General features: G+C 63.6%; 23 protein-coding genes. 9 read left to right on the top strand and 14 right to left on the bottom strand.

All coding sequences use genetic code 11. The features are described 5' to 3' along the window. Nucleotides 1-138: 138 nt before the first annotated feature. The 3 genes from ACFQX9_RS23280 (at nucleotide 139) to ACFQX9_RS23270 (ending at nucleotide 2,557) form a co-directional block, all read left to right on the top strand. Nucleotides 139-1,152, top strand: coding sequence for a formylglycine-generating enzyme family protein (locus ACFQX9_RS23280; protein ID WP_377790726.1), 1,014 nt, complete (start codon nucleotides 139-141; stop codon nucleotides 1,150-1,152). A gap of 234 nt (nucleotides 1,153-1,386) precedes the next feature. Next, the gene (locus ACFQX9_RS23275) at nucleotides 1,387-2,130 is read left to right on the top strand and encodes an SDR family oxidoreductase (protein ID WP_085353473.1); all 744 of its coding nucleotides are present in this window, start codon (nucleotides 1,387-1,389) and stop codon (nucleotides 2,128-2,130) included. A 10-nt stretch (nucleotides 2,131-2,140) separates the two neighbouring features. Then, nucleotides 2,141-2,557, top strand: a complete 417-nt coding sequence (locus ACFQX9_RS23270) for a cupin domain-containing protein (protein WP_085353474.1) — start codon at nucleotides 2,141-2,143, stop codon at nucleotides 2,555-2,557. Nucleotides 2,558-2,599: 42 nt separating this feature from the next. On the opposite strand, the gene ACFQX9_RS23265 is transcribed toward ACFQX9_RS23270, so the two are convergent. From ACFQX9_RS23265 to ACFQX9_RS23225, 9 genes are all read right to left on the bottom strand, one after another. Then, on the bottom strand, nucleotides 2,600-3,598 hold the full coding sequence (locus ACFQX9_RS23265) for a L,D-transpeptidase family protein (protein WP_085353475.1): 999 nt from the start codon (nucleotides 3,596-3,598) through the stop codon (nucleotides 2,600-2,602). Nucleotides 3,599-3,610: 12 nt separating this feature from the next. Further along, nucleotides 3,611-4,672 carry a glycosyltransferase family 4 protein gene (locus tag ACFQX9_RS23260; protein WP_377790723.1) on the bottom strand — a complete coding sequence of 354 codons (1,062 nt, stop codon included), beginning with the start codon at nucleotides 4,670-4,672 and terminating at the stop codon, nucleotides 3,611-3,613. Nucleotides 4,673-4,807: 135 nt separating this feature from the next. Further along, entirely contained in the window at nucleotides 4,808-5,017 is a 210-nt protein-coding gene (locus ACFQX9_RS23255; protein ID WP_083926364.1) for a hypothetical protein, read from the bottom strand. A 128-nt stretch (nucleotides 5,018-5,145) separates the two neighbouring features. Further along, nucleotides 5,146-6,150 carry a 4-hydroxythreonine-4-phosphate dehydrogenase PdxA gene (locus ACFQX9_RS23250; RefSeq protein WP_247390541.1) on the bottom strand — a complete coding sequence of 335 codons (1,005 nt, stop codon included), beginning with the start codon at nucleotides 6,148-6,150 and terminating at the stop codon, nucleotides 5,146-5,148. Next, nucleotides 6,147-7,733, bottom strand: coding sequence for a tripartite tricarboxylate transporter permease (locus tag ACFQX9_RS23245; protein WP_018454418.1), 1,587 nt, complete (start codon nucleotides 7,731-7,733; stop codon nucleotides 6,147-6,149). The genes ACFQX9_RS23250 and ACFQX9_RS23245 overlap by 4 nt, the downstream gene beginning before the upstream one ends. Nucleotides 7,734-7,744: 11 nt before the next feature. Continuing rightward, nucleotides 7,745-8,227, bottom strand: a complete 483-nt coding sequence (locus ACFQX9_RS23240; protein WP_085353478.1) for a tripartite tricarboxylate transporter TctB family protein — start codon at nucleotides 8,225-8,227, stop codon at nucleotides 7,745-7,747. Nucleotides 8,228-8,328: 101 nt separating this feature from the next. Further along, complete coding sequence (locus tag ACFQX9_RS23235; protein ID WP_085353479.1) at nucleotides 8,329-9,321, bottom strand: tripartite tricarboxylate transporter substrate binding protein; 993 nt, start codon at nucleotides 9,319-9,321, stop codon at nucleotides 8,329-8,331. Between the two features lie 52 nt (nucleotides 9,322-9,373). Beyond that, on the bottom strand, nucleotides 9,374-10,633 hold the full coding sequence (locus tag ACFQX9_RS23230) for a CaiB/BaiF CoA-transferase family protein (RefSeq protein ID WP_204511108.1): 1,260 nt from the start codon (nucleotides 10,631-10,633) through the stop codon (nucleotides 9,374-9,376). A 9-nt stretch (nucleotides 10,634-10,642) separates the two neighbouring features. After that, nucleotides 10,643-11,437, bottom strand: a complete 795-nt coding sequence (locus ACFQX9_RS23225) for an enoyl-CoA hydratase/isomerase family protein (RefSeq protein ID WP_018454422.1) — start codon at nucleotides 11,435-11,437, stop codon at nucleotides 10,643-10,645. Nucleotides 11,438-11,555: 118 nt separating this feature from the next. On the opposite strand from ACFQX9_RS23225, the gene ACFQX9_RS23220 reads away from it, so the two are divergent. From ACFQX9_RS23220 to ACFQX9_RS23210, 3 genes are all read left to right on the top strand, one after another. Continuing rightward, the gene (locus tag ACFQX9_RS23220) at nucleotides 11,556-12,221 is read left to right on the top strand and encodes a GntR family transcriptional regulator (protein ID WP_377790719.1); all 666 of its coding nucleotides are present in this window, start codon (nucleotides 11,556-11,558) and stop codon (nucleotides 12,219-12,221) included. 310 nt (nucleotides 12,222-12,531) lie between these two features. Continuing rightward, nucleotides 12,532-13,503: an MBL fold metallo-hydrolase gene (locus ACFQX9_RS23215; RefSeq protein ID WP_085353482.1), complete on the top strand. Its 972-nt coding sequence runs from the start codon at nucleotides 12,532-12,534 to the stop codon at nucleotides 13,501-13,503. A gap of 172 nt (nucleotides 13,504-13,675) precedes the next feature. Continuing rightward, a complete protein-coding gene (locus tag ACFQX9_RS23210) occupies nucleotides 13,676-15,496 on the top strand; it encodes a peroxidase family protein (RefSeq protein WP_377790717.1) in 1,821 nt (606 codons plus the stop codon). Between the two features lie 60 nt (nucleotides 15,497-15,556). Here ACFQX9_RS23210 and ACFQX9_RS23205 read toward each other — a convergent pair whose 3' ends face one another. The 5 genes from ACFQX9_RS23205 to ACFQX9_RS23185 form a co-directional block, all read right to left on the bottom strand. Beyond that, nucleotides 15,557-16,276: a haloacid dehalogenase type II gene (locus ACFQX9_RS23205; protein ID WP_377790715.1), complete on the bottom strand. Its 720-nt coding sequence runs from the start codon at nucleotides 16,274-16,276 to the stop codon at nucleotides 15,557-15,559. A gap of 87 nt (nucleotides 16,277-16,363) precedes the next feature. After that, nucleotides 16,364-17,365, bottom strand: coding sequence for a class II fructose-bisphosphatase (gene glpX / locus ACFQX9_RS23200; protein WP_018454427.1), 1,002 nt, complete (start codon nucleotides 17,363-17,365; stop codon nucleotides 16,364-16,366). A gap of 80 nt (nucleotides 17,366-17,445) precedes the next feature. Next, the gene (locus tag ACFQX9_RS23195) at nucleotides 17,446-18,762 is read right to left on the bottom strand and encodes a homoserine dehydrogenase (RefSeq protein WP_085353485.1); all 1,317 of its coding nucleotides are present in this window, start codon (nucleotides 18,760-18,762) and stop codon (nucleotides 17,446-17,448) included. 29 nt (nucleotides 18,763-18,791) lie between these two features. Continuing rightward, a complete protein-coding gene (locus ACFQX9_RS23190) occupies nucleotides 18,792-20,012 on the bottom strand; it encodes an LL-diaminopimelate aminotransferase (protein WP_018454429.1) in 1,221 nt (406 codons plus the stop codon). Nucleotides 20,013-20,226: 214 nt separating this feature from the next. Then, nucleotides 20,227-20,502, bottom strand: coding sequence for a hypothetical protein (locus ACFQX9_RS23185; protein WP_027517741.1), 276 nt, complete (start codon nucleotides 20,500-20,502; stop codon nucleotides 20,227-20,229). A 254-nt stretch (nucleotides 20,503-20,756) separates the two neighbouring features. Between ACFQX9_RS23185 and ACFQX9_RS23180 the strand changes: the two genes are divergently transcribed. The 3 genes from ACFQX9_RS23180 to ACFQX9_RS23170 all read left to right on the top strand — a co-directional run bounded on the left by ACFQX9_RS23180 (nucleotide 20,757) and on the right by ACFQX9_RS23170 (nucleotide 23,979). After that, nucleotides 20,757-22,565, top strand: a complete 1,809-nt coding sequence (locus ACFQX9_RS23180; protein WP_377790712.1) for a PHA/PHB synthase family protein — start codon at nucleotides 20,757-20,759, stop codon at nucleotides 22,563-22,565. A gap of 65 nt (nucleotides 22,566-22,630) precedes the next feature. After that, entirely contained in the window at nucleotides 22,631-23,029 is a 399-nt protein-coding gene (locus ACFQX9_RS23175) for an MAPEG family protein (protein ID WP_018454432.1), read from the top strand. Between the two features lie 182 nt (nucleotides 23,030-23,211). Next, on the top strand, nucleotides 23,212-23,979 hold the full coding sequence (locus tag ACFQX9_RS23170; protein WP_018454433.1) for an outer membrane protein: 768 nt from the start codon (nucleotides 23,212-23,214) through the stop codon (nucleotides 23,977-23,979). Nucleotides 23,980-24,003 lie beyond the last annotated feature (24 nt).

Below are 24,003 nucleotides of genomic sequence, written 5' to 3'. Positions count from 1 at the left end.
AGCGTCCTCCTCTCCCCTGAGCGCCAAAAAATGGGGACGAGACAATGCGTCTAATGGGCCGAGGAGAGAGCTATCGTCGACGTCTGCCAGAGTTGGCGCAGTAGCATCAGGTGGACTACGAGCATCGGAGCTTCCACCATGTTGCGAGCGGATCTGGATCACTGCGAGTGGTTGCCGGATGATTTGAAGACCGGCGAGATGGTCTTCATTCCCGGCGGAACCTTTCGCATGGGATCCGACCATCATTATCCCGAGGAAGCGCCGAGCCATCGCGTTCCTGTCGACGGCTTCTGGATAGACCGCACGCCCGTGACCAACCGGCAGTTCAAGCAGTTCGTCGACGCAACCGGCCATGTCACCGAGGCGCAGATCGTTCCGGATCCGAAGGACTATCCGGGCGCGCTGGCAGAGATGCTCTACGCGGGATCGCGGGTGTTCTCACCGCTGCCGCGCATCACCGATCTCACCGACTGGAGCCAGTGGTGGACTTTCCTGCGCGACGCCAACTGGCGTCATCCCTATGGTCCTGGCAGCAACATCAAGGATCTCGACGATCATCCCGTCGTCCACGTCTCCTTTAGCGATGCGGCAGCCTATGCCCACTGGGCCGGCAAGGGCCTGCCGACGGAGGCGGAATGGGAATTTGCGGCGCGTGGCGGCCTCGAGGCGGAGGAATACGCCTGGGGCGATGCGCTGATGCCGGGCGGCAAACACATGGCCAATATCTGGCAGGGCAACTTCCCCGTCCAGAATCTCGGCGAGGATGGGTACGAGCGTACCTCGCCGGTCATGGCCTTCCCGCCGAACGGCTACGGTCTCTACGACATGATCGGCAATGTCTGGGAGTGGACCTCCGACTGGTGGTCGTCAAAACACGCCGCCGACGCCGCAAAACCCTGCTGCATCCCCAAAAATCCCCGCGGCGGCGGTGAGCACACAAGCTACGACCCTCGCCTCCCCGACATCCAGATTCCGCTCAAGGTCCTCAAGGGCGGCTCGCACCTCTGCGCGCCGAACTATTGCCGCCGATACCGCCCGGCCGCGCGGCACGCCGAGCCGGTCGATACCTCGACCAGCCATGTCGGGTTCCGCTGCGTAGTGCGATTGCCGTCTGTAACCGAACGCCGACACGAAGGACGTGCTGCAATCTAGCGCGCGCCGCTGGTGGTGGCTGGCGCCAGCGGTGCGCTCCGCGCGTCGGGCTATTTCGATATGCAACTTATCTATCGGCGATCGATAAACATCTTCATCATTTTTGGACAAGGCGGGCCGGTTACAGGCAAGAGCCTGCCCCATTTCCCCGGTAAGAGTCGCCTCATCGCATCGCGACGCGCGCGCCGTCGACCCTGAAACGCTCGCGCCCGCAACGTGCCGAGGAGATAGGCCATGAAGATCGTCGTGATCGGCGGGACCGGATTGATCGGATCCAAGCTGGTGGCGAAGCTCAAGCAGCAAGGCCACGACGCGGTCGCGGCTTCGCCGAAGTCGGGCGTGAACGCGGTGACCGGGGAAGGTCTCGCAGCAGTGCTGGCGGGCACCGATGTCGTCGTCGACGTTGCCAACGCGCCGTCCTGGGAGCCCGCGGCCGTGCTGGAATTCTTCGAGCGTTCGAGCAAAAACCTCGCTGCGACTGAGGCCGCAGCGGCCGTGAAGCATCATGTGGCGCTCTCGATCGTCGGAACCGAGCGCTCGCCCGATAACTCCTATTTTCGCGCCAAGCTGGCGCAGGAGACTATCATCAAGTCTTCGCCGGTCCCCTACTCGATCGTCCGCGCCACCCAGTTCTTCGAATTCCTCAGCGCCATTGCCGAGATGGGTGCGGCCGAGGGTGGGATCGTTGTTCCCTCGGCATTGTTTCAGCCCATCGCGGCCGAGGACGTGGCCGATCGCCTCGCAGAAGTCGCGATTAGCCCGCCGCTTAACGGCACGATCGATATCGCAGGACCTGAGAAGGCGCCCTTTAATGAATTCATCGCACGCCGCCTGAAGGCGTCCGGCGACCCCCGACCGGTGGTGGGAGACCCAAAGGCGCCGTACTACGGCGCTCCCATCGACGACACATCGCTGAACCCTCTTGGCGAGGCGCGGCTTGGCACGACGCCGCTCGCAACATGGCTCGCGAGACTTTGAGGAGACCCCCATGCGCAGATTGCTGATCGCAACCGCTGTTTATGCCGCATCATTCCTGACAGCCCATGCCGCCGAGACGGCGACGCCCACGGCCAAGGTGACGGTCGTGTTCGACCAGGCGCTGCCCAATGTCCCGGGCAAGAGCATGAAGGGCGTGCTGGTCGAGTATGGTCCCGGAGGCTCCTCGCCGGCCCACATCCACGCGCCCTCGGCTTTCATCTACGCCACCGTCCTGGAAGGAGCGATCCGCAGTCAGGTCAATGACGGCCCGGTCAAGGTCTTTCACAAGGGCGAGAACTTCTCCGAAAAGCCCGGCGACCGCCATGCCGTCAGCGCCAATGCCAGCGAGACCGAACCCGCAAAATTGCTGGCCGTCTTCGTGGTGGATACGGCCGACAAGGAGCTGACTATGCCGATCCCGAAATAGCGCACAATCGGCGAGCGGCATTGCCACCTCGAGGCGTTGATTTCATCCGGGGCTGCCTACGAATGCCACCGGCGTGCCTTTCGAGACACGCCCGGCGACGCGCTCGGCATCCCAATTGGTCAGACGCACGCAGCCGTGAGATTCCGCCTTGGAAATCTTCTCCGGCGAGGGCGTGCCGTGAATGCCGTAGCCCTCGGCAGACAGGTTGATCCAGACCGTGCCGACCGGATTGTTCGGGCCGGGCTTGATGGTGAAGGGCTTGCGGGAATGGACGCCCTTGAAGCGATAAGCGGGATTGTAGCGATAGTACGGATTTCGGCTGACTTCCGTGACCTTGAGCGTGCCTGAGGGCGACGGCTTCTCCTCGCTGCCGACCGTCGCGGGATAAAATCCGATCAGCGCATTCGTTTTGTCGAACAGTTTTACGGTCTGCCTGACCTTGTCGACCTCGATCCTCTCGGCCTTGGTGGGGATGCCCTCGCCTGCGCCTGATGTGTCCACCACGACGATGGTGTCGCCGGCGCGATCGAAATGGCGCCCGGAGTTGAGCGCGGCCAGGAGCTGCTCGCTCATGTGAAATTTCTCGGCCAGGGCCTCGCGCGCACTGGTGAAGCCGAGCTTTGTAAGCTCCTTCATGTCCTCCATCTTCGACGGCAGCTTTTTCAGGAAAGGACCCGCCACGTCCTGCTCGGTGATGGCATAGGTCATCGTCACCGGCCGGTCGTCCGCCCGTAACGCGGTCCAGACATCGTCCGTCACGGCGTCCGAAACCGGCAGCTGCCGTGCTTCGGCATAGGCCCGCAACGCCTTTTTGGCGTTCTCGCCGAATCTGCCGTCGATCGCGCCGGGCGAGAAGTGCGCGCGGTCCAGCAGGACCTGCAACCGGACCCCGGCCGCGGTCGGCTTATCGTTCGACAGGGTTTTCTTCGACGGCTCGGCGACGTTGATGGCAGCGGCGTTGATCTCCGCGGCGAACGCCGGCGGCGCAGCCAGAGCGAAGACCAGAAAGATGCAAATCTGCCCCGCTTTTCCGAGCGACATCGCCGGGTCCTTTCACGTTTCCGACGGTTCAGTGATCAACTCCCGAGCCGCGGCGCTAGCGAGCTTGCGGTATTGGTGTTCGTACTGCCTCGCCATTCGGCTCGCAGAGAAGCGCTCCTCGAAGCGGGCGCGCACCTTCCTTCGATCCAGTTTTCCCAGTTCGCCGATCGCCTTGACGGCCTGCTCCTCGTTCTCGACGATGAAGCCGGTCAATCCATGCTCGACGACTTCGGGGACGGAGCCGGAGCGATAGGCGATCACGGGCGTTCCGCATGCCATCGCTTCGATCATGACCAGCCCAAACGGCTCCGGCCAATCGATCGGAAACAGCAGAGCAGCGGCTTCGGCAAGGAAGGGCTGTTTCTTTGCGTCATCGACTTCACCAACAAGCCGGATATCCTTGCCGTCGACGTTCGGCTCGATGTGGTTCCTGAAGTAGGCCGTCTCGGCGCGCGGGACCTTCGCGGCGATATGGAGGGGCATCTGGACTGCGCGCGCGATACGGATCGCGTCCTGCGGACCCTTGTCTGCGGTGAGCCGCCCGAGAAACGCCAAATAGGACCCCTGTTCGTAGGACGGCCGAAACAGATCGGGCGGCAGCCCGTGCTGGATGGTTCCGATCCATTTCGCATCCGGAAGCGGCAGCCGCTGATGATCGGAAATCGACACGAAACATGCTTCAGGGAAGTGCCTGACGACGTCGGGTAGTCCGGGCAAGTCGAGGCGGCCGTGCATGGTCGTGAGGAACGGCACGCCGAGACGACTGAGCAACGGCAGGGACAGCCAGTCGACATGCGCGTGGATTACGTCGAATTCTTTCGCACGCCTTGCGATTGCCTCCATCAGCATCGCGCCTGCGGCGGTCGGGTCCGCCCCCTTTTGTCCGAGCCGCAGCGCGCGGGGCCAGACAGGATGAAGCGCACCATTCGTCCTGGAATCGCCGCTCGCAAACAGCGTGACTTCGTGGCCGAGCTCGACCAGCCCATCCACCAGCCAGGCCACCACCCGCTCGGTGCCCCCGTAGAGCTTCGGAGGGACGCTTTCGGCCAGGGGAGCAAGCTGAGCGATGCGCATGGCAGGCTACCCGTCAAGCCGCCGCACGCACGATCAGCACGATCGCGGCGGACAGAAGGTTCGAAATCGCGAGCAGCGTCCAATTCGGCCTGGCACTTGCGGCCGCGACCCGGCAGACGAGCCCTTCCACGAGCCTTAACATTCGTCCTCGGGAAGCCGATCGAGGTAGGCAATCCCGAATCCCGTGAGTTCTTCGGCATCGCTCCCGCGCGCTTCCCATCTCCCTTGCAGATGACGCTCGAGCAGGCAGCGACGGCAATCTGCGGCATCGACGTGGCGATGCCGGGCGCGGTAAACGGACCAAGCAATATCCACCGCCGTTCGCAGCGGGTCGTCGTCTACCATGTTCCAACTCCGAGATGGAGACGTTCATGGGACAGCAACTCGTTACGACGGCGGAAGTTTCCACTTTTTCCCGGAGGCCCGAAGCTGCGCACGGCCACCGCGGGCACAAGCAGGCGCCCTCGGAGAAATCAGGCGACGCGACGAGCCGCCATCTCTCCGGCTAGCAGCAGCGCGGCGCGGCTGGCCCCGATTGATGCAATGCCCTGCCCGGCAATGTCGTACGCGGTGCCGTGCGCGGGCGTGCAGATCGGGAACGGGAAGCCGCCAAGCAAAGTCACGCCACGATCAAAACCCATCAGCTTCATCGCGATCTGGCCCTGGTCGTGATACATCGTCAGCACCGCATCGAAGGCGCCGCCCTTGGCGCGCAGGAATACGGTGTCAGCGGGAAATGGCCCTTCCGCGGCAATACCATCGCGCTGGCCGGCGGCGACCACGGGCGCAATGATGTCGATCTCTTCGCGGCCGAAATTGCCGCCGTCACCGGCATGCGGATTGAGACCGGCGACCGCGATGCGCGGCCGTGCGAAGCCGGCGTTGCGCATGCAGGCATCGGTCAGCTTCAGCGCGCTATGGATGCGTTCGCCGGACAGTCGCGCGGCGACGTCCTTGAGCGGGATGTGGGACGTCACGCGGGCGTTCCACAGCCGGTCCAGCACATTGAACTCGCTTGCGGGGGTTTTGAGTCCGACCACTTCGGCGGAGAATGCGATCTCGTCGTCATACTCGGCGCGGGCCAGCCGCATCGCCTGCTTGTTGAACGGCGTGAAGCAGACGGCATCGACCCGGCCGTCGCGGCCGAGCTCGAGCGCGTGCTTGTAGTTGGCAAGCGCGAACCTGCCGCCGGCAAGGCTCGCGATCCCCTGCTGGATGTCGCCGGGATCGAGATGGCCGAGGTCGACGAACAGAGTCTCGCCCTCCGCCGCGCGCAGATCGGCCCCCTGCTCCACTGTTGTCAGCTCCGGCTCGACGCCGGCAACGCGCGCGCCCGCGTCGAAGATGCGGCGGTCGCCGATCACGACAATCTGGCTGCGGGCGCGGATATCGTCCTGCACCACGAGCTTTGCGGTCAATTCCGGGCTGATGCCGGCGGGATCTCCCATTGCCAATGCAATGAGCGGCTTTGCGGTCATATGATCACTTTCTCCCGAGCGGTCTCTTGAGCGGTCTCTTGAGCTCTCTCTTGCGTTCTCTCTTGGGCTGTCGTCTCGTCGGTGGACGGCGCAGGCTTGCGCAGCAGGCGCGCAAGCTGCAGCACGAGCGGAAGCAGCAAAAGTGCGATGCCGGCCACGATCAGGCATGTCACCAGCTTGTTGGCGAAGAAGATCCCGAGCGATCCCTTGGACATCAGCATCGACTGCCGGAACGCGTCCTCGGCCTTGTCCCCGATGACGATCGCGAGCACGAGCGGCGCCAGCGGATAGAACAGCTTCTTGAAGAGATAGCCGACGATGCCGAAGCCGAGCATCATGACGACATCGAGATAGGAGTTCGATACCGAATAGGCGCCGACGACGCAGATGATCACGATCAGCGGCGCGATGATCACGAAGGGAATCCGCATCAGGGCCGCGAAGACCGGAACGGTCAGCAGCACGAGTGCGACGGCGACGATGTTGCCGACATACATCGAGGCAATCAGGCCCCAGACAAAGTCCTTCTGGTCGACGAACAGCATCGGCCCGGGATTGAGGCCCCAGATCATCAGCCCGCCCATCATGACGGCCGCAGTGGCCGAGCCGGGAATGCCGAGCGAGAGCATGGGCAGAAGCGCGCTGGTGCCAGCCGCATGATCGGCCGTCTCCGGCGAGATGATGCCTTCAAGCTCCCCGGTGCCGAAATATCTGCCACGGCGCGAGAAGCGCCGGGCGATGCCGTAGCTCATGAACGATGCCGCAGTCGGGCCACCGGGCGTGATCCCCATCCAGCATCCGATCGCCGCGCTGCGCAACAGCGCAACGCTATGCCGCGGCAGGCGACCGATCGCGCGAAACACCTCGCGCCACTCTATCTTCGACGAGACCGCGCGGGCATGAAACTCCTCTTCGACGGCCACGAGCAGCTCGCCGATGCCGAACAGGCCCATCACCGCGACGACGAAGTTGACGCCCTTGACCAGCTCGTCGACGCCCATGGTGAGGCGCACGCTGCCGGAGACGGTGTCGATGCCGATGGCGGCGATGGCAAAGCCGATCGCCAGCGCGACGACAGTCTTGATCGGAGCAGCCCCGCCCATGCCGACGAAGCTGGCGAAGGCAAGAAAATAGACCGCAAAATATTCCGCCGGCCCGAAGGCGAGTGCGACTTGCGCCACCCATGATGCGAGGAAGGTGATCAGGATGACGCCGATCAGCGCGCCGAATGCCGCCGAGCCGAAGGCGGTGGCGAGCGCCGTCGTCGGCCGTCCATCGCGCGCCATCGGGTAGCCGTCGAAGGTGGTGGCGACAGACGACGGCTCGCCCGGGATGTTGAACAGGATCGAGGTCACGGATCCCCCGAACAACGCGCCCCAATACATGCTGGAGAGCAGGATGATGGCAGAGACCGGCTGCATGCCGAAGGTCAGCGGCAGCAGCAGCGACACCCCGTTCGGAGCACCCAGCCCAGGCAGCACGCCGACGAGAATGCCGAGCAGCACGCCGATCACCATCAGCGCCAGATGCGGCAGCGTGATCGCGATGCTGAAGCCGTGAAGGAGTTCTCCGAGATTGTCCATCGGCCTCTCCGTCAGAAGCCGAACGCCGCGGCGAGCGCGCCGTGCGGCAAGCTCACCTGGAACAGGCGCTCGAACACGACGTAGAGCGCAAGCGCTGTCGCCGCCGCCATGCCAAGCGCGCGCGGCACGGATTGTTGTCGGGGGATCGCCAGCACCGCGAAGATGTACAGGGCCGAGGCGACGTACATCCCGGCCAACGGGATCGCAGCCACGAAAATCGCGGCCGGCACGAACAGGCCGGCAAGCCGGCGCAGCTCGATCGATGTGATGGCAATTGGGACGCTGGCGAGCGTCGCGGCCGGCATGACACCTCGAAACAGGTTGTAGAGGCTCCCGAGCACGATGATGATCCCGGTCAGGAACGGAAACGTCCCGGCGTCCACGCCCGCGCTCGACCAGCCGATGCCGTTATCGAGGCTGGAAATGACGACCGCCACACCGAAGCTGCCGGTGAGAACGGCTGTCGCAAGTTCGAGAGCGCGGCGCGATATCATCGAGGGCTCCGGTCAGGCCACGTACAGTGTCCGATTATGGCGCACGTGTTTTCCCAGCGTTCGCTGTCGTTCCGGCGGAGGGGTTTGAGGCGTGCGCCGCCTCACTTGACCAACCAACCCTGCTCGCTCGCAACCAGCCTGACGCGCTCGAGATCCTCCTTGATGAACTTGTCGAACTCGGCACCGGTCAGGAACGTGTCGACCTGGGAGGTTTTCTCGATGTAGTCCTTCCAGTCCGGCGTCGCCTGCACCTTCTTCATCAGGTCAACATAGAACGCGGCCTGGTCCGGCGTGACCTTGCCGGGGAGCCACACTGTGCGCGGCTGCTCATACTGCTTGATGTCGAGGCCCTGCTCGACGCAGGTCGGAACATCGCCCCAGCCTTCGGTCGCGGTGACCTTGGCGCCCTGCGGCAGCCGCTTCGGGCTGAAGACGCAAAGCGGGCGCTGGGTGGCGCCACGCCATTGCCCGAGACTCTCGCTGGGATTGTTGACGTGAGAGTCGAGGTGTCCGCCGGCGAGCTGCACGGCGGTCTCAGCGCCGCTCTTGAAGGGAATATAGGTCAGCTTGATGTGGCCGGCCTTCTCGATCATGCGGGTCAGCACCTCGTCGGTATCCTTTGACTGCGCGCCGCCCATCTTGAAATCGCCTGATGCGGCCGCCTTCAGATAATCGCCCGCCGTCTTGTAGGGCGCGTCCTGCTTGACCCAGAGCAGGAACTCGTCCTGCGCCATCGCCGCGATCGGGGTGAGATCGGTGTAGTTGAAAGCGACCTTGGAGACGAGCGGCTGCTGCCAGGCATTCGACGTGCCGAAGATCACCTTGTAGGGATCGCCGGCGGACGCCTTGCCGTAGACATAGCCTTCCGCGCCGCTGCCGCCGCCCTTGTTGACGACGACGATCGGCTGCTCCACCAGCTTGTGCTTGGTGATGATGTTCTGCACGGCGCGCGCGAGATTGTCCGTGCCGCCGCCGGGCCCGGCGGTCGCCACGAACTCGATCGGCTTTTGCGGCTGCCAGGCCGAGAGCGCCGGCGTCGTGCCGGCGAGCACAATTACGGCTGCGGAGAGCAGAAGTTTTGATGTCTGACCCATGATGTCCTCCAGCTTATTTTTGTCTCTTGTTCTTGTTGTTTTCGACGTCCGGTCAGGCGACCCGTTCCTCGCCTCTTCCCGATGCCAACACGATTGCGCCTTCTTGTTCGAGCGCGTCGATCTGCTTCCGGTCGAACCCATGCTCGGCCAGCACCTCGCTTGTATGCTCACCGTAGACCGGCGCGCCCGTGCGCACTTTGCCTGGGGTCTCCGAAAACTTGACCGGCAAGCCGATCGTCTTCACGGGCCCGAGCGTGGAATGCTCGACCTCGACAACCATCTCGCGCGCCAGCGTCTGCGGATCGCTGAGCGCCTCCAGCATGTCGTGCACGGGGCCGCACGGCACGCCCTTCTCGTCCAGTGCCGCCAGCCAGTGCGCGCGCGTGCGGGTGCGGAAGCGCTCGCTCAGAACAGCTTCGAGTTCCTTCAAATTGGCCATGCGGTCGGCGCCGGTGACGAAGCGTGGATCGGCTGCGAGCTCGCTTGCGCCGAGCGCCTCCAGCATCAACAGCCAATGCTTCTTGTTGGCGCCGCCGACCACCAACCAGCCGTCCGAGGCCTCGAACGCCTGATATGGCGCGTTGAGCGGATGCGCCGAACCCATGGCCCGCGGCGCGGTGCCCGCGGCCAGCGCGATGGTCGACTGCCAGTAGGTCTGCACCAGCGCGGCCTCATAGAGCGAGGTCTCGACCCACTGCCCTTCGCCGGTCTTGAGACGGTGCGTGTAGGCCGCGAGGATGCCCATGCTCGCCAGCAGGCCGGCGGTGATGTCGGACAGCGGCGGGCCGCATTTCACGGGCGGACCATCGGGACGTTCGCCGGTAAAGCTCATGATTCCGCTCATGGCCTGGGCGACCAGATCGAAGCCGCGGCGATGCTTGTAGGGTCCGGTGCGGCCGAAGCCAGACAGCGAGCAATAGATCAGCGTTGGATGCTGCTTGTGCAGGTCGTCATAGCCGAAGCCGAGGCGCTCCATGGCGCCCGGCGCAAAATTCTCGACCAGCACGTCGGCGCCCGCGATCAGCCGCCGCAACACCTGCTTGCCGCCATCGGTCTTCAGATCCAGCACGATGCCGCGCTTGTTGCGGTTCATCATCAGGAAGGAGGCCGCCTCGTCGCCGATCTTCGGCGGCACCGAATGGCGGGTGTCGTCACCGTTCGGCGATTTCTCGATCTTGATGACGTCGGCGCCCATATCGGCCAGCATCAAGGTGCAGGTCGGCCCTGCCATGACATGGGTGAGATCGATGACCTTGAGGCCGGCAAGCGGCCCCGAACGGCCGGAGGTTGATTGCGAGCGATCGCTTTGCATCGGGGCGTCCTATTGGCCGCGCCATTGCGGCGCGCGCTTGGTGAGGAAAGCATCGAGCCCTTCGCGAAAATCCTGGCTCGTGTAGCACATCAGGATGAGGTCTTCGCCCTCGTCGGGCGTCAGGCGCCTTTGCAGGCGCGCCACGGCCTGCTTGGTCGCATTCAGCGTCAGCGGCGCGTGGCTGGCGAGCAATTTGGCAACCTCGTCCGCGCGCCTTTCGAGCGCGGCGATATCCTCGACGACCTCGCCGAGCAGCCCGACACTGGCAGCCTCGGTCGCGTCGACGAGCCGCGCCGTGAAGATCAGATCCTTGACGCGGGCGGCGCCGATCAGCGCGGTGAGACGACTGACATTGGACATCGACAGGCAGTTGCCGAGCGTGCGGGCAATGGGAAAGCCGATTTTCGCGCTTTGGGTGCCGATGCGGAGGTCACATGCCGCGGCAATGCCCGCGCCGCCGCCGGTGCAGAACCCGTTGATCGCCGCGATCGTCGGCACGCGGCACTGTTCGAGCGTGGTCAGCACCCGATCGATGCGGTTCTCGTAGTCGATCGCGTCCTGCGGCGACTTGAAATCGCGGAACTGATTGATGTCGGTGCCCGCGGCAAACGCCTTGTCGCCGGCCCCGCGCAGCACCAGTACCTTGATCGCGTGATCGTCGTTGATCTCCTCGCAGATCGCGGCGAGCCGCTCATACATCGCGAAAGTGAAGGCGTTGCGCGCCTGCGGGCGGTTGAAGGTGATCCGCCCGATCCCGTCCTGGCGCTCGAAAACGAGGTCTTCCGCCTTCACCTGCTGGTCCATTTCCTCGATGTCCATCTGCTTTTCTACATTTTTGAATGCAAAATGATCGATTTACAAGCCGGAACTTGCATTAATGCGTATATAACTCCATTTTTGCATTCAAATGGACTTCAGACCCATGCTTCATGAGGAAGTCGTCGGCCGCATCCGGGCCATCCTGCTCGACGGCGAGATCCCGCCGGGCGCGCGGATTCCCGAGCGCGAACTGTGCGAGCGGCTACAGATATCGCGCACGCCGCTCCGCGAGGCGCTCAAGGTGCTCGCCGCCGAAGGTCTCGTGCAACTCCTGCCGCATCGCGGCTCGCGTGCGGCAAAACTGACCGACAAGGATATGCGCGACCTGTTCGAGGTCTGCCAGGGCCTCGAGGCGCTCGCCGGCGAACTCGCCTGCGAACGCATCACCGATGCCGAGATCGACGAGATCGCCGCCGCGCACGCGGACATGGTGCGGCATTATCGCGAACGCGATCTGATCCAGTACTATCGCGGCAACCGCGCCATTCACGAAGCCATCGTCGTTGCGGCCGGAAACCCGGTGCTCGCGGGGCTGTATACGTCCGTGACCGCGCGCATCCGCCGCGCGCGCTATGTCACGCCGATGACGCCCGAACGCTGGGCGGTCGCCGTGAAGGAGCACGATGCCATCCTGAACGCACTGCAGAGGCGCGACGGCGTCGGCCTCGCCCATATCCTGCGAGCGCATTTGCGCCACAAGCGCGAAGAGGTTTTGCAGGCGGGCTTTGCCGAAACGGAAGGGAGCGAGCTCGCGCCGAGAATTGCGTGAGCCATAGGTTCGCGACGTACAAAGAATCTTGCGGTCACGCCGGATCGGGCGGCCAGCAGACACAATCACGACACAATCATTGATTGCTTTTGGCTGTACTGGCACGGATCGTGCTGACGAGGCTCGTCGGCAACGGACGTTTTTTGTCGCGCGCCGGAATTGGGCATCCAACTTCGACAAACCGAGATCATCGCCAAATCAATTCCACTTGCTCGCCTGCCTGAACCGGCGCAGCATTCGACCATCGGCGCGGGCCGAATGTAACGCGCAAGCAATTGCGCAAAACAAAAGACAAAAGCGGAGGAAACGCATGACAATCGATGTCTCACGTCGGTCCTTGTTGACCCTCGGGGCTGGCCTTGGTGCCAGCGCAATGCTCGGCGGCAGCGCCTTGGCGCGCGCTCCCAAGCTCGGCACCCAGACGCCCTACTGGCACCGCTTCGTTCTCGGCGACGCCGAAGTCACCGTCGTGTCCGACGGACCGCTTCCCCTGGGCGATCCCTCGGGCACCTTCACCGGTGTTTCCAAGGAAGAGGTGAAGAAGATGCTCGTCGACAATTTCCTGTCGCCGGACAATGTCGTGCTCGAGCAGAACTCGCCGATCGTCAACACCGGCGACAAGCTCATCTTGTTCGATACCGGCATGGGCTCATCCAAGATGTTCGGCGCCACCACCGGTCGGCAGCAGAAGAGCATGACCGAGGCCGGCATTAAGCCCGGCGACATCGACGCCGTGGTTTGCTCGCATGCCCATATCGACCACATCGGCGGCATCGTGGACGACGGCGGGAAGCCGCTGTTTCCCAACGCGCAGATCTACATCTCGCAGACCGATTTCGACTTCTGGACCGACGAAGGCAAGCTTGGCAGCGCGGCCAAGGATTTCGTCGTTCACGCCCGCAAGAACCTGCTGCCGGTCCGCGACCGCATCGTGTTCTTCAAGGACGGCCAGGAATTTCTGCCTGGCGTGCAGGCAATCGCAGCGCCCGGTCATACCGTCGGCCACACCATCTTCATGGTCTCGTCGGCCGGCAAGTCCTTCGCCTTCCTTGGTGACCTGTCGCATCATCCCGTCCTGCTGCTCGAGCGGCCGCGGATGGAATTCTCCTACGACACGGACCCGAAGCAGGCGGCCGAGTCACGCGTAAAACTGCTGACCATGCTTGCTGCGAACAAGACGCCCGTGATGTCCTATCACTTCGCCTGGCCGGGCTATGGCCATGTCGCCAAGGCGGGTGAAGGATTCCACTATTATCCCGAACCGATGCAGATGACTTTGTAATCGCCGGATCTGGTCCGGGCGACGCACGCGCCGCCCGGACCATCCGAACGATCACCGCCGTCCGACTGGCCGGTAAAGAACTTCAAATTCGTGATGCCTCGGCGGCGTTGGCAAACATTACTTCCTAGTTGCAAGTTAAGTTCACTTCGCTCAATTGCGTTTGGGAGCGTCAATGTCCCGCGAGAACGATGGTTTTGTCTTCCATCGCGACCTGCTCCAATGGGTCCCGGATGTTATCTATCGGGCCGTCAACTTCTTTGTCACATGGGACAAACTGCCGACCCTGCTCGGAGCCGCCAATCTCTCGGCGTTCCGCGACCGGCTGCGGGAGCGCAATCTGCACCATACCGGCTACGGCACGACATCGCCTCGCTGGAACACGGGCAATGACCGGTGGCGTTCCGCCGACGGCTCGTTCAACAGCCTCGACCATCCGCGCATGGGCATGGCTGGCGCCCGGTTCGGACGCAATTTCGCGCTGTCAGAATGCGTACCGGACAGCCTGGACGATTTGCTCGAACCCAGTCCGCGCGTGATCTCGGAGGAATTGCTGGCGCGCCACGAATTTATTCCGGCGACCAGCCTCAATCTGCTGGCCGCCGCCTGGATCCAGTTCGAAACGCATAATTGGTTCAGCCATGGGGCCCCTAAGTCGGGAAACGAGTTCAAAATTCCGCTGACGCCAAACGACGAATGGCCTGCGGATGAGCGGATCGACGACTGCATGAAGATCCGTCGGACCGTTTGCGACGAGACGCCACGTGAACCATGGCTCGGCGCGACCCCCACGTTCCGCAACCTCAACTCGCACTGGTGGGACGCCGGACAAATCTACGGCAGCGACCGCGCAAGGCAGATGCAGATCCGTTCCGGGGCAGATGGGAAGATCGCGGTCGGCGATGATGGGATGCTTCCAGCCGATCCGGTGCATCCCGGCGCCGATCTCACCGGCTTCAACGACAATTGGTGGGTGGGGCTCAGCCTGCTGCACAACCTCTTCGCACGCGAGCACAATGTCATCTGCGACGGCTTGAAGGCGCGGTATCCGACCTGGAAGGACGAGGAGCTATTCCAGCATGCGCGCCTGATCAACGCGGCCCTGATCGCCAAGATCCACACCGTCGAATGGACGCCAGGCATCCTCGGCCATCCCGCACTGGACTTCAGCATGCACGCCAACTGGTCGGGGATCCCGTGCCGGGTGCTGCGCGCCGTGCTCGGCAAGAACAGCGAAGCCGCCTTTGGCATCATCGGCTCTCCGACGGATCAGCACAGCGCGCCCTACGCGATGACCGAGGAATTCACCGCCGTGTACCGCCTGCACCCGTTGATCCCGGAAAACCTTGATGTACGGCGGCTCGATAGCACAGAGATTACCGCTAGCGACTTGGTCAAAATGCAGGGCCCCGCCTCCCGCAAGTTCATGCAGACTCACGGCTTCGCCAACCTGCTGTACTCGTTCGGCACCGCTCATCCCGGCGCCATTCGCCTCCACAATTTTCCCAACTTCCTGCGCCGGTTCACGAAAGACGGCCAGCCGCTGCTCGACGTGGCCGCGATCGACATCATGCGTGATCGCGAGCGCGGCGTGCCGCGCTACAACCGGTTTCGCGAGCTGGTCGGCAAGAAGCGGGTCAACACATTCGAAGAAATCACCAGCATCCCCGGTGCCGCCAGGAAGATGCGCGCGATCTACAAGGGCAACGTCGATCGCGTTGATCTGATGGTCGGATTATTGGCCGAGGACCTGCCGGAGGGTTTCGGCTTCAGCGATACCGCCTTCCGCATTTTCATCCTGATGGCATCGCGGCGTCTGAAGAGCGACCGGTTCTTCACCGATGACTACCGCGCGGAACTCTACACCAACTTCGGTCTGGACTGGATCCACAACAACGGAATGAAATCGGTGCTGCTGCGGCATATGCCGCAACTCGGACCGGCGCTCGAGGGCGTCAACAATGCCTTCGCCCCGTGGAACGTCCTGCGAGGCTGAGCCTTGGCCCATATGTTCAGCATTCCGGGCCTCGTCCGCCTCGGATGAGCGTCAGCCGCCCTAGCACCCGAGCTTGTCGGCGATCCCACCAAAATCCTTGGCGACGATGTCCCAATTGCCGGTGGCCTCGAAATCGACCTTCTGAAGCGGACCGTATTCGGTCGGCCGCGCCACGAAGGCCGTCTTCAGCCCGTTCTTCTGCGCGGCGGCGAGATCGCCGTTGTGGGCCGCGACCATCATCACCTGCTCCGGCTTGAGGCCGAGCAGGCGCGCGGCGCCGAGATAGGTTTCGGGATCGGGCTTGTAGTGCTCGAACAGCTCGGCCGACATGATGAGGTCCCAGGGAAGCCCTGCGAACTTCGCCATGTTGGTGAGCAGCGCGACATTGCCGTTCGACAGCGGCGAGATCACGAATTTCGTTTTCAGTCGGGTCAGGCCGGCGACGCTGTCGGGCCACGGGTGCAAGCGGTGCCACCCCTTGGTGAGGTGATCGAGATCGGCCTCGGTCAGGCCTGGAATCGAAAATTGCGCGACCAGTTTTTCGAGCGAGCGGCGATGCAGATCATCGAGCATGACGTAGCCGCGCTCGGGATGTTTGCGCACGTCATCCATCGAAGCCATGTACATGCCGCGCCAGCCGTCGACCAAGGCGGTCCAGTCGGCGCTGATGCCGCGGCCCTTCGTCCACCACATGAAGTCGGTGATCAGGCTGGTGCGCCAGTCGACGACGGTGCCGAACACGTCGAAGACCAGGGCTTTGACGGCGGACAGATCGGACATGGGCGCTTTCCCGTATGTTACTTATTCTTGGTCATTCCGGGATGCACCGCGAGGCGCTGGCCCGGAATGACGGCAGCGTGTCGTGACCTAGTCCAGGTGGAATTTCGCCAGCTCGCGGTGCTCGGCCTTGATGTAGCGCACGGTGCCGGTGACGGAGCGCATCACCACCGTCTCGGTCTCGATCACGCCGTCCTTGCGGAATTTGACGCCTGACAGCAGCGAGCCCGTGGTGACGCCGGTGGCGGCGAACAGGCAGTCGCCGCGCGCCATGTCCTCGATGCCATAGATCATCTTGGGATCGCTGACGCCCATCTTGGCGGCGCGCTCGCGCTTCTCGTCGGAGTCGAGGATGAGACGGCACTGCATCTGGCCGCCGATGCAGCGCAGCGCCACGGCCGCGAGCACGCCTTCCGGCGCGCCGCCGGTGCCGAGATACATGTCGACGCCGGTATTGTCGGGGTCGGCGCAGTGGATCACGCCGGCGACGTCGCCGTCGGTGATCAGGCGCACGGCGGCGCCAGTCGATCGCACGCTCTCGATGATGCTGGCATGGCGTGGCCGGTCGAGCACGAGAACGGTGATGCCGTCGGGCTTGACGCCCTTGGCCTTGGCGAGCCGGCGGACGTTTTCGGCCGGTGTCGCATCGAGCTCGACGACGCCCTTGTCGTAACCGGGACCGATCGCGAGCTTCTGCATGTAGACGTCGGGGGCGTGCAGCAGAGTACCGCCGTCGGCCATCGCCATGGTGGCGATCGAGCCCGGCATGTTCTTGGCGCACAGCGTGGTGCCTTCGAGCGGGTCGACCGCGATGTCGACCTGCGGGCCGGCGTTCATGCCGACCTTCTCGCCGATGAAGAGCATCGGCGCCTCGTCGCGTTCGCCCTCGCCGATGACGATGGTGCCCTCGATCGGGAGCTTGTTGAGCTCGCGCCGCATCGCGTCCACCGCGGCCTGGTCGGCCGCCTTCTCGTTGCCGTGCCCGCGCAGACGCGCCGAAGACACCGCCGCCCGCTCCGTCACACGCACGATCTCCAGCGTGAGAATGCGCTCGAGCAATGCTTGCGGCGGGACTGAAATATGGGTCGACATCGGCTCACTCCTTCGAAACAGTTTTGGACGGACATCTCCGCCGCATCAACTCGTAACACCCACAGTTCGTTCGAACCGTGTCAGTTCTTCTCGATCCTGATAACCTGCGGCCGTCCGCTGATCACCTTGTCCTTCTGCACGGCCGCGAGCGCACGGCGCACGGCGTCCTCATGCGTGGCATAGGTGATGAGAATGACAGGCACCGGGACCGCCTTGCCGTCTGCCGGCGCAGCGCCGCCATTGGGATGGCGCTGCACGATCGACTCGATTGAAATCTTCTGCTCGGCGAGCCGGGTCGCGATCGCAGCCGCGGTGCCCGGGAAATCGCGTGCCAGAAGGCGGATGTAGTAGCCGCCCTCGTGGCGCTCCATCGGCGCCTTCTTGGTGTCGCGCAGCTGCGAAATCGGCCGGCCGAACGGATTGGCGCGAATGCCGCGCGCAACGTCGGCGATGTCGGCGACGACGGCGGATGCGGTCGCGGCGCCACCGGCACCGGGGCCGACCAGCGTGATCGGCGGGATGCCCTCGCCATCGATCGTGACCGCGTTGGTGACACCCATCACCTGCGCTATCGAGGAGGATTTCGGAACCATGGTCGGATGCACGCGCTGCTCGATGCCCGTGGCGGTGCGAACCGCGACGCCGAGCAGCTTGAGCCGGTAACCGAGATCGTCAGCGGCACGGAGATCTTCCGGCGCGATGGAGGAGATACCTTCGACATACACCGCGCTTTGAGCAACTTTCGTGCCGAAAGCGAGGCTGGCGAGAATGGCGAGCTTTTGCGCGGTATCGTGGCCGTCGACGTCGAATGACGGATCGGCCTCGGCATAGCCGAGCCGTTGCGCGTCCTTCAGGCATTCGGCGAAGGACAGGCCCTCCTGCTCCATCCGGGTCAGGATGTAATTGCAGGTGCCGTTGAGGATGCCGTAGACCCGGTTGATGCCGGTTCCGGCAAGACCTTCGCGTAACGTTTTGATGACAGGGATCGCAGCGCCGACGGCTGCTTCGAAATTCAGCGCGCCGCCGTGCTTTTCGGCGGCCTTTGCCAGCTTGAGGCCGTGCTTTGCCAGCAACGCCTTGTTGGCGGTAACGACGGACTTGCCGGCGGCGAGCGCGGCCTCGACCGCCGCCAGCGCGGGATCGCCCGCGCCGCCCATCAGCTCGACGAAGCAGTCGATGCCCGGATGCGTGGCGAGGGCAAGCGGATCCTTGACCCATTCGATGCCGCGCAGATCGACGCCGCGCTTCTTCGCCTTCGAGCGTGCGGTGACGGCGACGACACGGATGCCACGGCCGCTGCGGCCGGCAAGCACCCTCGCCTGCGTTTCGATCAGACGGACAACTTCGGCGCCCACGGTGCCGAGCCCCGCTATGCCCACTTTCAGGGGTGCAACCATGATGCCTTGGAAAACCTGCGGAAGAGAACTTAACGCCGAGTGGCGAGCGGAACGACGTTGTGCAACGTTTCGATGCCGCTTTCAAGGAAGCGGCGCACGCCACGCGCGGCCTGCCTGATCCGTTGCTCGTTTTCCACCATGGCGATGCGGACATATCCTTCGCCATGCTCGCCGAAGCCGACGCCGGGCGAGACCGCGACACCGGATTTCTCCACCATCAGGGTCGCGAACTGCATGCTGCCGACGCTGCGGAAGGCTTCCGGCAGCGGCACCCAGGCGAACATCGATGCTTCCGGCGGCGGGATCTCCCAGCCGGCACGGCCGAACGATTCCACCAGCGCGTCGCGCCGCTTGCGGTAGGTGTCGCGCATCTCCTTGATGCAATCGTCCGGTCCGTTCAGCGCGGCGGTCGCTGCGACCTGGATCGGCGTGAACGCACCGTAGTCGAGATAGGATTTGACGCGGCCGAGTGCCGCAATCACGCGCTCGTTGCCGACCGCGAAGCCCATGCGCCAGCCAGCCATCGAATAGGTCTTCGACATCGAGGTGAACTCGACGGCAACGTCCATCGCGCCCGGCACCTGGAGCACCGAGGGCGGCGGGTTGCTTTCGTCGAAATAAACCTCGGCATAAGCGAGATCCGACAGGATCAGGATCTCGTGCTTCTTCGCGAACGCGACCAGGTCCTTGTAGAAGTCGAGGCTCGCGACATAGGCGGTCGGGTTCGAAGGATAGCAAACCACGAGCGCCAGCGGCTTCGGGATCGAATGCACGATCGCCCGCTCGACAGCCTCGAAGAATTGCGGCGTCGGCTCCGAGGGCACCGAACGGATCACGCCGCCCGCCATCAAGAAGCCGAAGGCGTGAATCGGGTAGCTCGGATTGGGACAAAGGATGACGTCGCCGGGCGCGGTGATCGCCTGCGCCACGTTGGCAAAGCCCTCCTTGGAGCCGAGCGTCGCCACCACCTGGGTGTCGGGGTTGAGCTTCACGCCGAAGCGGCGGGCGTAGTAGCCGGCCTGGGCCCGGCGCAGCCCGGGGATGCCGCGGGAGGCCGAGTAGCGGTCGGTGCGCGGCTTGCCCAGCGTCTCCTTCAGCTTCTCCAGCACGTGCGCTGGCGCCGGCAGGTCCGGATTGCCCATGCCGAGGTCGATGATGTCGGCGCCGGCGTTCCGCGCAGCTGCCTTGGCCCGGTTGACCTGTTCGAACACGTAAGGCGGAAGGCGGCGGATGCGGTAAAATTCTTCCATGGCTCTCTCGGCTCCGGGCAACCGGTCAGGACAGAATCGACAGGCCATAAAGACCAGGCGGAAGGCGCCCGCATCTCTCGCGAAAATTACTCAAGATCAAATACTTAGAGCAATCATCGACGATATTGACTGAAGTCGTTCGCCCTGACTCTCGGCTGAACTAAGGTCTTTTAGCACGGCGAGCCGGAGGCGCCAGCGATTACCTTGCGGCGCCCTATTTCGCGTCCTTGGTGGCAACCGCCTGACGGTCGCGCGCGGCAGCAAGCTCGGCCTCGATCTTGGCGCGTTGGTCCGGCGGCATGACGGCCTGATCGCGATCCGGCGGCAGATCGTGCACCGGCAGATAGCTACCGGCCTCTCTGGGATGCGCTTGAGCATCGGAAGGCGTCATATCCGCGAGCTGGCTCGAGCAGCCGCCCAGGGCGAGCGTCGCCATCAGCAGCGCGCCACAGATCCGCCGCGACTTTTGCAGGTCCCTCAACGCCAACACTAGGGAAATCCCCACTTCGTCCCAAAGCACGGCCCCGGGCAACCTTACCCAAGTCCGCGCCCAAGCTCAAACCCATTGCTGCCCAAATGGTGCGAGCGAGAAAATAGCCCCAGTCCATCAAGCCGAGCGGTGCGGCTCGATTGTGACGGAACCAAGAAAATTTGTCGCACTGCAACACATCTTCGAGAGTGTTTAACGCCAAACATGCGAGCTTCGCGGTGACGAATACGGAATGAATCGTTACTGTTCTCCTCATGAGTATGGCCACCACCGATACGCCCAAACCCGAGACGAAGTTCGATGCGGAAGCCTTCGCGATGAATGTCGCGCGGGCGATGGAAAGCGGCGGCAAGGCGCTTGCCGCGTACCTGAAGCCGCGCGAGAGCGGCGAGGTGCAGGATCGTCCGCCGGCGGAGCTTACCGAGGTCATCAAGACCTTCACCGCCGTCGCCGAATACTGGCTGTCGGATACGTCGCGGGCCTCCGCACTCCAGACCAAGCTCGCCAAGGACTATCTTGACCTCTGGGGCTCGGCGGCGCGCCGCATGGCCGGTCAGGACGCACCGCCCGCGATCGCACCCTCGCCGCGCGACAAGCGCTTTGCCGATCCGGAATGGAAGTCGAACCAGTTCTTCGATTTCATGATGCAGCTCTATCTGCTCACGACCAAATTTGCGCTGGAGCTTGTGCGCGAAGCCGAGGGCCTCGATCCGCAGACCCGCCGCAAGGCCGAGTTCTACGTCCAGCAGGTCACCAACGCGATATCGCCCTCCAACTTCGTGCTGACCAATCCGGAAGTGCTGCGCGCGACGGTGGCCAGCAGCGGCGAAAATCTCGCGCGCGGCCTGAAGATGCTGGCCGAGGACATCGCCGCCGGCAAGGGCACGCTGAAGATCCGTCAGTCCGATCCGGACAATCTCGTCGTCGGCGTGAACATGGCGACGACGCCGGGAAAGGTGATCTACCAGAACGAGATGATGCAGCTGATCCAGTATGCGCCGGCGACGGAGAAGGTGCTGCGCACGCCGCTCCTGATCATCCCGCCCTGGATCAACAAATTCTACATCCTCGATCTCAAGCCGGAGAAATCCTACATCAAATGGTGCGTCGATCAGGGCATCACCGTGTTCGTGATCTCATGGGTCAATCCCGACAAACGCCTCGGCGCCAAGAGCTGGGAAGACTACATGAAGGAAGGCCCGCTCACGGCGATGGACGTGATCGAGAAGGTCACCGGCGAGATGAAGGTGCACACCGCCGGCTATTGCGTCGGCGGCACCATGCTCGCGACCACGCTGGCCTGGCTCGCCGAGAAGCGCCGCCAGCGCGTGGCGTCCGCGACGTTCTTCGCGGCACAGGTCGACTTCACCCATGCCGGTGATTTGCTCGTGTTCGTCGACGAGGAGCAGATCGCATCCCTCGAGCAGGACATGAAGGCGGCGGGCGTGCTCGAAGGCTCGAAGATGGCGATGGCCTTCAACATGCTGCGCTCCAACGATTTGATCTGGTCCTATGTCGTCAGCAATTACCTCAAAGGCCAGCAGCCGAGCGCGTTCGACCTGCTGCACTGGAATTCGGACGCGACCCGCATGACCGCGTCGAACCATTCGTACTACCTGCGCAATTGCTACCTTGAGAACCGGCTCTCCACCGGCACGTTGGTGCTGGACAACACCTTGCTCGATCTCTCCAAGGTCATGGTGCCGATCTACAATCTCGCAACCCGCGAGGACCATATCGCGCCGGCTGAATCGGTGCTGTACGGCTCCCAGTTCTTCGGCGGCCCGGTGAAATACGTGCTGTCCGGCTCGGGCCACATCGCCGGCGTGGTCAATCCGCCCGCCTCGAACAAATACCAGTACTGGACCAACGACAACGTGAAGTCCGCCAACGTCGCCGAGTGGATGAAGGGCGCGGTCGAGCACAAGGGCTCCTGGTGGCCGGACTGGCGGCAATGGCTGGGCGCACTCGATCCCGAGGAAGTCCCGGCCCGCACGGTCGGCAGCGAGGCGTTTCCCCCGATCGAGGACGCACCCGGCAGCTATGTCAGGGTTCGCGCATAGCAGAATCTTTCGCGCTTTCGTATAAGCTCCATGCCTGCAGCAGAAATTGATGAGGGGACCGGGTTATGACGCGTGAATTGTTCTGGCTGACACTGACGGTGGTCCTGACTGGAATCCTCTGGATTCCCTACACCATCAACCGCTGCCAGATTCGCGGGCTTGGTGGTGCGATGGCCAATCCCTCGCGCACCGACAAGCCGCAGTCGGAATGGGCGAACCGCCTGATGTTCGCGCATGACAACGCCGTCGAGAACCTCGTGCTGTTCGCGCCGCTGGTGCTGATCCTGAATGCGATCGACTACTCCTCGAAGTGGACGGTGCTTGCCTGCGCCGTCTATTTCTGGTCGCGCGTTGCGCATCTGATCGTCTATGCGATGGGTATTCCCGTCTTCCGCACCCTCGCCTTCACCGTCGGTTTTCTCGCCCAAGCCGTGCTGGCGCTCGCGATCTTCAAGGTGCTCTGATCGGCCCCGGTTGGGTTGGCGCCTGCAACGAACGGGTGAAATCTCGAAGGCCTATCGCGGCTGCCGGTGTTGCCGAATGACGACAGTGCGGAAAAAAGCAGCAATGCCCTCTTGGGCTGACACGATGGATCGCACATCCAGAGGTATATTTGCCCATCGCAATTGATTGATTCGGGGCAGACATGAATTGGAAGATTGCATCCGCCGTCGGCGCGTTGTCGCTCGTTGCCGTCGCGACCCAGGCTAACGCCGCAGATCTCGCCGCCCGTCCCTACACCAAGGCGCCGCCGATGATCGCCGCGATCTATGATTGGAGCGGCTTCTACATCGGCGCCAACGGCGGATATGGCTCGTCACGCAATTGCTGGGACCAGACGGTTGGTTTCGCGGCCGGCGTTGCGGAAGGCTGCCATGACGCGACGGGCGCCGTCGCCGGCGGCCAGATCGGTTATCGCTGGCAGAGCAGCGCCTTCGTATTCGGCCTCGAAGCGCAGGGCGACTGGGCGGACCTCTCCGGCCGGAACGCCAGCACCGTGCTCGGCGTCGCGAACCGCACCCGTGTCGATGCTTTCGGCCTGTTCACCGGCCAGATCGGCTACGCCTGGAACAGCGCACTGCTTTACGCGAAGGGCGGCGCCGCCGTCACCCGCAATCGCTACCGCGGCATCGGAACCGGCGGTCTGGCCGGAGCCGAGTTCGACGGTGCCGACGACACCCGCTGGGGCGGCACGGTCGGCGTCGGCATCGAATACGGCTTTGCGCCGAACTGGTCGGTCGGCCTCGAATACGACCATCTGTTCATGGGCCGGCGCGACGTTACCCTCACGGCAAACGGCGTGCTGGCACCCGTCGGCACGTTCTCACGTACCGACCGCATTGGCCAGGACGTCGACTTGATCACGGCCCGCATCAACTACAGGTTCGGCGGCCCGATCATCGCGAAGTACTGAGAAGCGCCCCTCGCGGCCGTCATG

Source organism: Bradyrhizobium sp. GCM10028915 (assembly GCF_042666195.1).
GTDB classification, from domain to species: domain Bacteria; phylum Pseudomonadota; class Alphaproteobacteria; order Rhizobiales; family Xanthobacteraceae; genus Bradyrhizobium; species Bradyrhizobium canariense_D.
This window is presented reverse-complemented; position numbering and strand designations above follow the sequence as displayed.